Raw genomic sequence first — 12,116 nt, 5'->3', positions numbered from 1 at the left:
CCATATTTATGCAAAATTGTCTCGTATAGCTTTTTCAATAATTGCTTTTGAGCGGTCCAGCTCTGCTTTTAGTTGTCTTTTATATTGTTTTGCTTTTTCATAATCGACAAACTGATAATAGACAACCTCTTGAAACTCGGCTCCTTCCTTTTTTCGTTTAATTTGTTTTAAAATGCCGTCTTTTATTAAATCATGAAGCGCTTTGTACAGCTCAGAATGATTCGGACGGTAGCCATACGGGCGAAACTCTTCCCGCAGTTCATCCAATATTTTAAAACCATACAGCCGCTTCTTTTCCGTCATCGTGATTAAATATAATTTTAAAAAAGCTCGCTGCTTCAATAAAAAGCCGCTAGGTTTTCTTTTTTCCGTCATCTCTCCATCCATCTCCTTTTTACAATAATATAATTATGTAAACTTATAGTTTTCCGATCCTTTTATTTTAATCATAATATAAGTTCATATAAAAATATATCTTTTTTTCATTTAGAACATTGTTTGCAAAATGAATTGTCACACAATATGACAAGACCTCCAAGCTATTTGTTAAAATATTTGTTTTAGCATAAAGTGAAATGGCATTCGTCTGTTGGTCAATCCGAAAGTCTTTTCCTCTACCACCGAATCTTGACCTTTTTAAAATTTCGATTGCTTCTCGGAAGCATCGGGCATGAACATTTCTTATTCACGCAATAATGAGTGTTACAAACAAGATGATTCTGTCTGAAAAAACGTAGATTAATGAGATGGATTACTTAAAATCATCATTCCTAACATGCCACCTTTTGAAAACCATCAGAAAAATTTAGGAGCAGCTTGACCAAGGGATCCAACCTTCATTATAATATTTCTATAAATTGCCAAAAACCTCATTCGGAAATACTAGTTTAAAAGAAATTACATGACTTTGTTTTCGGGTTTCATCACATAAGAATTCACAGGCTGCTTATCTATGCAAGTTCGTGATTACAATTTGGCTTCCCGCTTTAGTACAATTGCATGATTTGTTGTTTATAGTCTACTAGAACTAAAAATTTCTGACCAACTAAGTACAGCCCCATTCAGTTGCAATTTTAAACGAGGAAAGAATATTATTTGTGTAAAATTCAAGCAATTTTGAGAGGATAAGTTATGAATTTAATCTGACTGCTGCCGGAATTATTCTTGATGGTCTCAATGAATTTTCTTATGTTTCATGGTGATTGACTCTAACTGTAATAGCCTTTAGCCTCCTAATGTTTTAATTTTTGTAATAAGGCGGGACACCTTTTCTTATAAAGGGGATAAAAATGCTCAAATTAAAAAATGAAAGAATAATAAATTTACTTTCTTTTTGCCTGTTAGTGCTAGCAGTTGTGGCGAATTCATTTTTTTCCATTAAACAGTTTCAAGTGATTGAGCAATTTGATAAACTGCAAACGAGCTTTCCATTGTTTGCACATTCGTTTGTTGCTGCTTTGTTAATTTTAATACAATTGATTGCGGGAATTACCGTGATCATAATCGAAACAATATTTGTTACTTATATTACAAATGTCATGACGAATAAAAAGTTTACATTTAGTAACTTTTTATCAGCCATCATTTTTGCGAATCTTGTTTCCATTTTATTAAATATGACGATCATTTCACTGGCTGGCTTTAATCAACTGCAAGATATTCAATGGCTGGGCTGGTTTCCAGGTTCGCAAATCCTATTGGTTGTTTTTTTCTACTTATATTTATCATATTTAGACAGTTCCACTTCCATCAGCCTAAAAATAAGACTGTGTACAATAATATTTTCGACCACTTATGGTTTGACGCTTATCATTCAAACGTTCATGACTGTTGTGCAATTTCAATGATCTTAGGAAGGTGCATAATATGGAAAAAAAATTTAAGGCTAAAATGAGAATATTGTTCGTAATCTCGATAATCGTTTTTTTAGTAGGAATTTTTAATCTAGTAAAAATTGTTGCGAAAATGTTGGGGAATTGAAGAAGATGAAATACTTCAAATACAAGCGGTTAATGAAAAAAAGAAAAGCATTAGCAAATTTCGAGATTTTATTTGGGAATTTTCTAAATAAGTTTGCTGGCGGCGATAAAAAATTGCTGCTGGTCTTTCTCTATAACGTAAATGCAGTCATTACTTTCGCTTCGATGTTAGCACCGATTTTTGTCTATTTGCTCATTTATTTTTTTCATTCCTTTATAATAAATATAAATCCTTTTTATATCGCCACTATCTATTTTTTTATAACGCTTTTGTTCACTGATATTAATAATGATGATTACGATCATGTGGAACTGGAGAATATTTCTCAATGGATGTATAAAGCTCACAAAATTAAATTTCAATTACTGATTATTAAAAAATTGCTGTTAACATTTGGAACAAACATTTTGTCTTATTGTTTTTTTATGTTGATTTTTATGAGAGAATTTCATTTTAGTTACATAACCATTCTTTTATACGAGATTTTCTTCTTAATAGCTGTTTTTTTTACTATTATTGTAAAATTTTTATGGAGCAATCCTCAGATTGTCTTTTTATTTATTCACGGGCCGAACGCTACGAAAAAGAAAGAACATTTCATTCGGTATAAAAATGACCTGCATTTAGATCAGTATCAAGCGGCTTTATCCCGATCATGTCAAAATAGAACTTACTACTTATATATATTGTATACTTATTTGTTTGCAGTTGCTTCTTTAGTTCTGATATGTATAATTCATTTTTATTTTAATATTCATAAATTGATTATCATTTCGGTTTATTTAGGAATTGAAAGCGCAATGATTAGTTTGATATCTCAAGGAATCATAAATAGCTCAAAACTGTTAAACGACTGTAATTTAAGCGATTTTTATTATATAAAGAAGTTTGATCAAAAAACTTATTATGAGAATTCGCTTTCTAAATTTCTGTCAAGAAGGCTCATCGTAATCCTAATCAGTTATTATGCTGGTGTATTCCTCCTTTATGGATTTTCATTATTTTCAGCTGTCACTGTTTTATGTTCAACAATCATTTACTTCTACACAATAAAAATCATTTCAAAAAGAGTCTATCGCTTTCAAAAATTATCAATAGAAGATATTAAAAACAATTTTTTTGTATATTTTTTTAATCCTTTAGAAGATTTATTCGTTTTAGGATTGCCTTCTATTGCATGCAGCGCTGTAGCTTTTTATTCAATGAAATTCGGCAGTATATATCCTATACTCTTTTTCTTTATTGTTTATTCACATTTTTTATTATTATATAATTTTCTGACAAAAGAGAGGTAAAACATGCTTGAATTGATCAATATAAAAAAAAGATATGGTGAATCAGCCTACATTTTTGACGGTATTAACTTAAAAATAGATAACATGAGCATTGTTGAATTACTTGGTGAAAATGGAATTGGCAAATCAACGTTGTTGAATATCATCGGTGGAATGACAACATTCGATGGGGACATCAAGTTAAACAATATTTCATTAAAGGACGATTTTCAAAAGTATATAAAAGGAGTCTCCTTAATTGGCAATACACCATTTTTATACGATTATTTAACACCGGCTGAAACAATTGATATGATCTTATCCTTCCTGAATGGGGAAAGATTAGATTCGTCTCTAGAAGGTATTATAGAAAAAATTGGACTCTACAAATATAAAAATACCCTTACACGCGAACTGTCTTTAGGAACGAAACAAAAACTATCTTTAATTTTAGCACTTCTATCTTCGCCTAATTTGATTCTCCTTGATGAACCTTTTGTCAATTTCGATATTAGGTCAAGAAAAGTTATTCTCGATTATTTGAAAAATTACGTCATGCAAAACAAGGCAATTTTAATTTATGCCACTCATTCAACGGATACTGATTTAACTGATTTTTCAAATCAAAAGATCATTTTAAAAAGGAATGAACAACTGAATACAGTAGTTTTAGAGTGCGGCAGCCGTGAAGCATAAATTTTGTATGCTCGGTTACAGGAAGTTTATTTTTCTTTTTGGGCTTTCTAAGGAACAGTTTCACCTTGATTTCCAGCCTTCTTTTTCCGCGATTTTACTAACATACAAATACTGTTTGAATCATTCTTTCATATAGCAGAATGAAAAACAAAAAAATTCCTAAAAAAACAGCATTTACGAGGATAGCTCGAGTAAATAGTAGTCAAAGCCTGATGAAACAGTTCATAAAGGAGTCCAAAAAGCTATTCAAAACCAATCAATCTCTATAAAAATTGACCCTGCTAGAACAGTCGCTAATGTTAATGGAGATTTTCAAACTCAAGGGGCAGTGTCATGGACTTATAAAGCCTTGGTTGGAAGATTGTTGTCTAGCTCTTTGGAGCGCTTCACGTGCATCGGGTTTGTCATCACGAGAGGAATGCCCTTCTCGTCAAGAAAGTAAGCGAGATTGAGCCAATAATGTCCCGTTGGCTCGATGCCAACGATCACTTCCGTTTTTTCAACTTCCTCCATCGCTTTCACGATGCACTGGTACAACCATTCCAATCCTTCTTTCGATTGCAGAACGGGAAACGGCTTTTTTAACACCCTCCCTCGCTCATCCACAAAGCAGGCAAAATGCTTCTTTTTCGCGATATCCATGCCAACGATGAGCGTTTGATCGGTGACTTGATTAATCTTCTTGTTTGAGATAGAACTCATGTATAGTCCTCCTTGGTATCCAAATTAGGGGGCAATTAATCCGATTGACACCCCCGAATCATACCAAGAGGGCTTTTTTATTCAAGTCCCCGAAAAAACTTCTAACAGGAATGTTCCTTATAGGCTTTTGTTTATTCTTTGCTATGGCTGTTCCTAGCCTAATCATTTACTTTGTTTCTTTAGGAGTTAATCATTTCTTAGGAGACTATGTAAATTATAGCTCTCGGTCAGACTTATACATTTTTCTTTATTGGTAAGTGCAGTAGCACTCGTTTATATGCTCAGATTTATGGTAATTATTAAAGGACTCGCAGCATCGCTCATAATACCTAACTGGATCACTTACATTTTTGAGTTTTCTTTTGCATAGATAGCTGTGTATTTTCCATACAGTATGTTATAAATAACCATTTAAGTAATGTGTCCATTTTTCAAGGAGGAGAGTTACTTTTATCCTTTTTTGTTGCATTTTTATTTTTAGGGTGTGCCATTCTTTTCTAACCTAGATGATATATCAAGGATAAAATTGGGATAGACATAGTAGAAGTAGAAAATACTATGTCTTCATAAATATTAAGGAGGAGGATATGATTTTGAATTTTATTCATGGGCTAAAGAAAATGGATTAAGTAATGCAAAATACACTATTTTTGTACGTGAACAGCTTCAATTGATCGATTGTACAGCTGTTTGTATTATTTTAAAAGAAAGAGAGTAAAAAAATTCGATCAATGCTGTCAATCTTGGATATTACCAACAATGTTCTGCCTGAAACATAAAAGGAGCATCCAATAGATGAAAGTACGTCTGATTGGATGCTCCTTGAACTTCTTAAAAAAACTTTTTACGATCACGTTCTTCTTTTAAAATTTCCACCGCCTCTCGAAAACGTTGCGAATGAACAATTTCTCTTTGGCGCAAAAATCTTAATCCGTCATTTAAGTCTGGATCATCTGACATATCGATAATCCATTGATAAGTAGCTCTTGCTTTTTCCTCGGCAGCTATATCCTCATACAAATCAGCTATCGGATCCCCTTTTGCTTGAATATAAGTCGCAGTCCACGGAGTTCCAGCAGCGTTGTTATAAAACAAGGCGCTGTCATGATTGACATAATGCTCGCCTAGTCCTGCTTCCTTTAATTGTTCCGGTGTCGCATCTTTCGTCAATTTATACACCATTGTTGCGATCATCTCCAAATGAGCAAATTCTTCTGTTCCAATATCCGTTAAAAGTCCTACTACTTTGTCGGGGATCGTGTATCTTTGATTCAAATAGCGAAGGGCGGCAGCAAGTTCTCCATCTGCTCCGCCGTATTGTTCAATTAAATATTTTGCAAGTTTTGGGTTGCACGTACTCACCCTGACAGGATATTGTAGTTTTTTTTCATAAAACCACATGTTCTTTCTCCTTTCATCGTATGAGTATAGTTAAACGGATTAAAGCTATACTTGCCATGGCCACGGCATCGTTCCCCAGCTCCAGTACGCGTCTGAAAAGCTGTTTCCAAATTGCTGCAGCGCACCGAATTTTGATTCAAACATTTGCTTCAATTGTTTTGAGTATTGGGCATATTGGTTAAATTGCTGGATTGCTTCTATATCATTTGGATGAGTGTCTAGATAAAGCGATAATTCAACAAGCACGAAATCAGCCGCTTGAATTTCTTCAAGGAGCTGATAGTACTCTTGAGGAAGCTCCTTCATTTTGGCTACCTCCCTTTTTTCTCATACGGATTTTCGTAATAGTCATAAAAAAATCGCCAAAGAGTCCCTTTTTTTAATGCTTCTTTTGCGGAAAATTGCTGCAAGTTCGGCGGCTGAAAACCGAGGAAAAGGTTTGGCGGTGTGGAATAGTATTTGACACCGATTGGTTTACATGGATCATATCTGCTATGAAAAGGACGATATGATTTTACGGTCGTAAAAGATTTTTGATGCTTCTCATTCATAGTCATCACCTCTTTGAAGTTCATTTCTCTTTATACGATTATTCTTAAATAGTTTGTCTTGATGACTGAAATAAAGTTGTTTTCTTAAGTTTTCTGCGGCCATCCAGCAGTTGTTGGTCAGGAGATTTTTGGTAATTTTTAAAAAATGGGTTGAAATATTCTGAATTTTCCTTTATTATAAAACTGTATTTCGTTCATCCAGAGTTTACACAACGAAAAAAAAATTAGGAGGATGATCGATGAGTCAATTAATCGCTAATGTTGAAGGGAAAGTAGCGGAGTTTCTAAAGGGGAAAAAAAAGTTGTACATTAATGGTGAATTTGTCGAAAGCGTTTCCGGCAAAACGTTCGACACTCCTAATCCAGCAACTGGAGAAACTCTTGCAACGGTTTATGAAGCGGACAAAGAAGATATTGACCGTGCTGTCCGTGCGGCAAGAGCTGCTTTTGACAGCGGGCCATGGTCCAAAATATCAGCTGCTGAACGAAGCCGATTATTGTACAAACTGGCGGATTTGCTGGAGGAAAACAAAGAAGAACTAGCTCAGCTGGAAACGCTGGATAACGGAAAACCGATCCGGGAAACTAGAAATGCAGATATTCCATTAGCCATTGAACACTTGCGTTACTATGCCGGATGGTCTACAAAAATAGTCGGGCAGACCATTCCTGTCAACGGACCATTTTTCAATTATACAAGACATGAACCTGTTGGTGTTGTCGGCCAGATTATTCCATGGAACTTCCCGCTTCTAATGGCAATGTGGAAACTTGGTGCCGCTCTTGCAACTGGTTGTACAGTCGTTTTGAAGCCTGCAGAACAAACTCCACTTTCAGCCCTTTATTTAGCAGAGCTTATTGAAGAAGCAGGTTTCCCACCTGGGGTTATCAACATAGTACCGGGCTTTGGGGAAACAGCTGGGCAAGCGATTGTTGATCATCCTCTGGTAGATAAAATTGCTTTTACCGGATCGACGGAAGTCGGCAAGCTGATAATGAAAAATGCCGCACGTTCACTGAAGCGAGTTACGCTGGAATTAGGAGGCAAATCGCCGAATATTATTTTGCCGGATGCTGATCTGTCAAAAGCGATTCCAGGTGCATTAAACGGTGTAATGTTTAATCAAGGTCAAGTATGCTGTGCAGGTTCTCGTGTGTTTATTCAGAAAAAACATTACGATAATGTATTAGCAGATATGGCCTCCCATGCCAAAAATATCCGCCAAGGCTTTGGCCTGAATCCGGAAACGGAAATGGGGCCGCTCGTATCTGAAGAGCAGCAGTCAAGAGTGTTGAATTATATTGAAAAAGGAATTGAAGAAGGCGCAGAAGTTGTGACCGGCGGATCTACGCCATCTGAAAAAGGGTATTTTGTCACTCCTACAATTTTTGCTGATGTTGAAGATAAAATGACAATTGCCAAAGAGGAAATATTCGGTCCGGTCATTGCTGCATTGCCTTTTGAAGATTTAGATGAAGTTATTGATCGGGCAAACAACAGCGAATACGGCTTAGCGGCCGGTTTATGGACGAGAGATGTGGCCAACGCTCACTATGTCGCCAATCGCTTGAGAGCAGGAACTGTTTGGGTCAACTGTTATAATGTATTTGACGCAGCCTCTCCGTTTGGCGGATACAAACAATCAGGTATCGGTCGCGAAATGGGTTCATATGCTTTGAACAACTATACAGAAGTAAAAAGCGTGTGGATTAGCTTAAATTAAAATATATAATTCAGAATAGCGCCTGTCTAAAAAACAATATCTAAGCCCCACAGAAATGATTTCTGTGGGGCTTTCCAGTTGTCGAGAACTTCTCCTAAAAGGTTGAGTTCCGCCTGCTTTAGTACTTTCTGCATTGAGAAAAGCTCGGGCATTTCCTCTGTGAAAAACAACAGAAACAGTAATTGTCCATAATACAGCAGAACACCCCTTCCCTGTTCGGCTTTAAATTGAAAAAAGCGTTGTCTTCTCTGCTTTTTACATAAATGAAAGGACGCACAGCATCAAAAAGGAATTACAGGGAAAATCGCGATATAAAATGAACATTGTTTCTAAAAATCTTTCAAAAACAGAAATGAAGAGGATTATGAAATCTTTAAAGGAAAACCAAGTAACGGGATAAATCAAGTAATTTATCATATATGAAATCTGTAAAAATAGTAAACAAAATGAATTTAAATGGTGTATAGACAGATGAAGCTAGTATTTGAGATTGAAGAATATGAGGATACAAAAGATGCTCCTTTTGAGCTATCCTTTTATTTCTACAAAAGATTATATATGTATATTGTTGAAAATGGACAAAAACAACATTCCGTGATGGTCTTTTATTAGATATCGGAGATTACTTGATCAAATTCAGTAATGAAAAATAGTTCAAGGGACCGTAGAAACTCATGAGAATGCTTTAAAATATTACATTAAAAAAATCCCAAAATCGTCTGTTTATTGATTGTTGTATTATGATTCAAGCAAACAAAAAGTACTGGATTGTCATTTCACGGACTTTGTTAAAGCTTTTGTAAAGGAATACCAAGATATATAGACGACATTTTAAAGCAGGATGAAAATGCGTATGATGATAAAATTTTTGTTATGATGGCAGATCTAATCAAGAAGTAGTATTTGCTGTTAAAATGAAATTTGAATGTACTTACTTCTGTCATTAAAATAGAGTTTGTCTATTAGTTCCCAAAAAAGCTAAAGAAGCTGACGTGCTTATTTGAAAAGATGAAAAGTATACTGTTCAATGAACGATGTTTGGGCAGATTGACTTAAGGGGCTGTCTAATAGTTGATTTCACGGTATTGGATCCCCCTTTTCATGTTCAGTAATGCTGATATATCAGCATTTCTTGATTATTGAATTCCAATGGATGTATCCTTTTGGGACAATCCCCTGATTTTATTTTGCATTGATATGCATGGCATTTTTCATACATAATTCAGGCAGCTGCTCTTTTTTCATAACAAGACCGAGTATTGACAAACATATTTCTTCCCATCCAGCCTCTCCTCTCACATAAAAAATGCATTTCTTCAAAAAATCATCCGTTTTTAATTGGTGAAAAACCGCTTTAAGGAGCTTCCCTCTTCCATCTAAAAGACGCGCTTCTTTTAGTTCACCCTTTTTCAAATTGCTTCATATAGTATTCTGGACGATTGAATGAAAAGGAGGATTTTGTTGTCTTGAGTGAATCGTATATTAATGAATTAAAAAAATGGTGTGATGATCTTTATGGAAACATCATTTCAGAACACCCTTTTGCAAGCGAATTCGAGGAAAAAATAATCCGTTTCAAAACAGAGCTGGACAAAGCCGAGTCCGTTTCAGAAAGCGAACTTTATGAACAGGCGAATCAATTGTATGATGAATTCAGATTATTTATTGAAGGTGAAGATGACCGGTCTTTGGCTGTGCCGATAGGACAACATAAGCTCCCTCCTCTTCCCTATCGATACAATGCGCTTGAGCCGTATATTTCAGAAGAAATCATGAGGCTTCACCATTTGAAACACCATCAAAGCTATGTAGACGGTTTAAACAAGGCGGAAATCGAAATGGAAAAAGCACGGAGAACAGGAGATTTTTCATTGATTAAACATTGGGAACGGGAAGCAGCTTTCAATGGGGCAGGCCACTATTTGCATACAATTTTTTGGAATATCATGAACCCAAAAGGCGGGGGCGAGCCGAAAGGTGAATTAAAGGAAGCGATCAAAAATTCATTTGGAAGCTTTCAAGCATTTAAAAAGCATTTCAGTGAAGCTGCAAAAGCAGTCGAAGGCGGAGGCTGGGCGATATTAGTATGGTCCCCCCGTTCAAGAAGATTGGAAATATTGCAGGCGGAAAAGCATCAAAACTTAAGCCAATGGGATGTCATTCCTCTTCTTGTATTAGATGTTTGGGAGCATGCATACTACTTGCAATATAAAAACGATCGGCAAAAATATATCGATAATTTTTGGAAAATCGTCAACTGGCCAGAAGTGGAACAAAGATTTCAAACTGCAAAAAAAGTCATTTGGAAGCCATATTGATAAGGCTATTCGAATCGTTTCATCACTTCCGGCAAAATGTCTGGAATATCGCCCGCAAGCATTGATCTTACACCTTTCGTTTTTACAAACAGATCTGCACATAAACCGTGTAAATAGACTGCATTTGCCACAGCTGCTTTTTTGTTCTCATAATAGGACAAAAAAGCAGCGATGATTCCCGTTAATGCATCTCCGCTCCCGCCTTTGCCCAAAGCAATGTTTCCAGTTGGATTGATCATTCCTGTTCCATCCGGAAATGCAATCACTGTATATTGGCCTTTTAAAACAACAATGACATTTTCTTCAACGGCAAATTTAGAAGCAGCTTCGATTCTGTTCTTTTGTATATAGCTGATCGGCTGATCGATTAAACGGCTAAATTCCCCCGGATGCGGTGTTAACACAATAGGATGTTGTCTATTTTTCGGATATGTGCGTTTTTGTAACGCACCGGCATCCAGCACAACAGGCCAATCGTTTTGTAAGATGGATTGAATGGCTTTTTCGGTCTCTTCTCCAGGAACGATACCTGGTCCAATTGCACATACTGACAGCTTTTCCGGGAATTCACCATCCCCTGCTTTTATGAGACCTTCAAAAAAATAAGTTGCTTCAGGAATTTGCCCGGCGATGGCCCCCGCTACAAATGGTGTTGTGCCGATCACAAGCTTGCCAATTCCTCCCCTCATAGCTCCTTTCGCAGCAAGAAGCACACTTCCCGGCATTTCGTCGGAGCCAGCAATTAAATAGCCTGTTCCAAAAGTGCCTTTATGGGAAAAAGACGGATGGTTCGGCCATGTTTGCTTCACATCTATTTCTGTCCAGACCTTCCATTTCCCTTCTTCCTTCAGGCCGATGGACACAACTTCCTTTTTTCCGTAAAAAGATGAAGAAGGCAGCAAAAAGGCTGATCGCTTATATCCGTGGATGCTGATGGTGACGTCTGCTTTAACCGCTATCGGCGCTTCTCCGGAGTCGGATAAAACTCCTGAAGGAACATCAACGGAAACGACAAAAGCGTTTTGTCCATTAATCCATTCAATGATGTTTTTCACATCATCTCTTAGCGGATGCCTTGCACCGACCCCCAGCAAAGCGTCAACGATGACTTGGTAATGATTTTGTTCATATTCGGCTGTTTCGAGAAAACCGCTGTTTTTATAAAAAGCGAAATGATGCTTCGCTGCTTCACTTTTCGGTGCCCCAAGCGGAAAAGAAAGATCGGCATGGTAGCCGTTTTGTTTTAAATATCTGGCCAAAACAATTCCATCTCCGCCGTTGTTGCCTTTACCGGACAATATTAAAATGCGATCATCTTTTTTTACGTGCGAAACAAGCTTTTGAAATAAAGAGCGCCCGGCGTTTTCCATCAACACAATAGAAGAAAGGCCATTTTTTTCTGCCAGATTGTCAATGTTACGAATATCCTCTTCAGTATAAACGAACACGAACAACACCTCCTCTCAAAAA

12 protein-coding genes and 1 pseudogene are annotated in these 12,116 nt (G+C 36.4%); 6 read left to right on the top strand and 7 right to left on the bottom strand.

Annotated elements, in window-relative coordinates:
- Positions 1–6: 6 nt before the first annotated feature.
- On the bottom strand, positions 7–375 hold the full coding sequence (locus NSQ41_RS08370; protein ID WP_063389720.1) for a helix-turn-helix transcriptional regulator: 369 nt from the start codon (positions 373–375) through the stop codon (positions 7–9).
- A gap of 914 nt (positions 376–1,289) precedes the next feature.
- On the opposite strand from NSQ41_RS08370, the gene NSQ41_RS08365 reads away from it, so the two are divergent.
- From NSQ41_RS08365 to NSQ41_RS08355, 3 genes are all read left to right on the top strand, one after another.
- Complete coding sequence (locus tag NSQ41_RS08365) at positions 1,290–1,847, top strand: hypothetical protein (protein WP_339211435.1); 558 nt, start codon at positions 1,290–1,292, stop codon at positions 1,845–1,847.
- A 138-nt stretch (positions 1,848–1,985) separates the two neighbouring features.
- Positions 1,986–3,275 (top strand): sugar transporter, encoded by a 1,290-nt coding sequence (locus NSQ41_RS08360; protein ID WP_339211433.1) that lies wholly within the window; start codon positions 1,986–1,988, stop codon positions 3,273–3,275.
- A 3-nt stretch (positions 3,276–3,278) separates the two neighbouring features.
- The gene (locus NSQ41_RS08355) at positions 3,279–3,950 is read left to right on the top strand and encodes an ABC transporter ATP-binding protein (protein ID WP_339211431.1); all 672 of its coding nucleotides are present in this window, start codon (positions 3,279–3,281) and stop codon (positions 3,948–3,950) included.
- Positions 3,951–4,298: 348 nt separating this feature from the next.
- On the opposite strand, the pseudogene NSQ41_RS08350 reads toward NSQ41_RS08355, so the two are convergent.
- From NSQ41_RS08350 to NSQ41_RS08335, 4 genes and pseudogenes are all read right to left on the bottom strand, one after another.
- Positions 4,299–4,652: pseudogene (locus NSQ41_RS08350) on the bottom strand (transposase); the annotation flags it as partial.
- Positions 4,653–5,483: 831 nt separating this feature from the next.
- On the bottom strand, positions 5,484–6,053 hold the full coding sequence (gene cotJC / locus NSQ41_RS08345) for a spore coat protein CotJC (protein WP_063389715.1): 570 nt from the start codon (positions 6,051–6,053) through the stop codon (positions 5,484–5,486).
- Positions 6,054–6,098: 45 nt separating this feature from the next.
- Entirely contained in the window at positions 6,099–6,359 is a 261-nt protein-coding gene (locus tag NSQ41_RS08340; protein WP_327847910.1) for a spore coat protein CotJB, read from the bottom strand.
- 5 nt (positions 6,360–6,364) lie between these two features.
- Positions 6,365–6,604: a spore coat associated protein CotJA gene (locus NSQ41_RS08335; protein WP_063389713.1), complete on the bottom strand. Its 240-nt coding sequence runs from the start codon at positions 6,602–6,604 to the stop codon at positions 6,365–6,367.
- A gap of 239 nt (positions 6,605–6,843) precedes the next feature.
- On the opposite strand from NSQ41_RS08335, the gene NSQ41_RS08330 reads away from it, so the two are divergent.
- Positions 6,844–8,328, top strand: coding sequence for an aldehyde dehydrogenase family protein (locus NSQ41_RS08330; RefSeq protein WP_063389712.1), 1,485 nt, complete (start codon positions 6,844–6,846; stop codon positions 8,326–8,328).
- A gap of 471 nt (positions 8,329–8,799) precedes the next feature.
- Entirely contained in the window at positions 8,800–8,940 is a 141-nt protein-coding gene (locus NSQ41_RS08325) for a hypothetical protein (RefSeq protein WP_339211429.1), read from the top strand.
- 570 nt (positions 8,941–9,510) lie between these two features.
- Here NSQ41_RS08325 and NSQ41_RS08320 read toward each other — a convergent pair.
- Positions 9,511–9,741, bottom strand: a complete 231-nt coding sequence (locus NSQ41_RS08320) for a hypothetical protein (protein WP_327855931.1) — start codon at positions 9,739–9,741, stop codon at positions 9,511–9,513.
- Between the two features lie 53 nt (positions 9,742–9,794).
- Here NSQ41_RS08320 and NSQ41_RS08315 point away from each other — a divergent pair, with 53 nt between their 5' ends.
- A complete protein-coding gene (locus NSQ41_RS08315) occupies positions 9,795–10,646 on the top strand; it encodes a superoxide dismutase (protein WP_339211427.1) in 852 nt (283 codons plus the stop codon).
- Between the two features lie 5 nt (positions 10,647–10,651).
- Here NSQ41_RS08315 and NSQ41_RS08310 read toward each other — a convergent pair whose 3' ends face one another.
- Positions 10,652–12,094: an NAD(P)H-hydrate dehydratase gene (locus tag NSQ41_RS08310; protein WP_339211426.1), complete on the bottom strand. Its 1,443-nt coding sequence runs from the start codon at positions 12,092–12,094 to the stop codon at positions 10,652–10,654.
- Between the last annotated feature and the right edge of the window lie 22 nt (positions 12,095–12,116).

This window comes from Aeribacillus sp. FSL K6-8210, from assembly GCF_037963925.1.
Taxonomy (GTDB): Bacteria; Bacillota; Bacilli; order Bacillales; family Aeribacillaceae; genus Aeribacillus; species Aeribacillus composti.
Note: the sequence above shows the minus strand (reverse complement) of the source record. Positions and strands in the feature narration are given on the sequence as shown.

Excerpts from the sequence above, each read along its gene's own strand:
- NSQ41_RS08370 (WP_063389720.1), bottom strand. The coding sequence starts at position 375 with ATGACGGAAAAAAGAAAACCTAGCGGCTTTTTATTGAAGCAGCGAGCT.
- NSQ41_RS08365 (WP_339211435.1), top strand. The coding sequence starts at position 1,290 with ATGCTCAAATTAAAAAATGAAAGAATAATAAATTTACTTTCTTTTTGC.
- NSQ41_RS08360 (WP_339211433.1), top strand. The coding sequence starts at position 1,986 with ATGAAATACTTCAAATACAAGCGGTTAATGAAAAAAAGAAAAGCATTA.
- NSQ41_RS08355 (WP_339211431.1), top strand. The coding sequence starts at position 3,279 with ATGCTTGAATTGATCAATATAAAAAAAAGATATGGTGAATCAGCCTAC.
- cotJC (WP_063389715.1), bottom strand. The coding sequence starts at position 6,053 with ATGTGGTTTTATGAAAAAAAACTACAATATCCTGTCAGGGTGAGTACG.
- NSQ41_RS08340 (WP_327847910.1), bottom strand. The coding sequence starts at position 6,359 with ATGAAGGAGCTTCCTCAAGAGTACTATCAGCTCCTTGAAGAAATTCAA.
- NSQ41_RS08335 (WP_063389713.1), bottom strand. The coding sequence starts at position 6,604 with ATGAATGAGAAGCATCAAAAATCTTTTACGACCGTAAAATCATATCGT.
- NSQ41_RS08330 (WP_063389712.1), top strand. The coding sequence starts at position 6,844 with ATGAGTCAATTAATCGCTAATGTTGAAGGGAAAGTAGCGGAGTTTCTA.
- NSQ41_RS08325 (WP_339211429.1), top strand. The coding sequence starts at position 8,800 with ATGAAGCTAGTATTTGAGATTGAAGAATATGAGGATACAAAAGATGCT.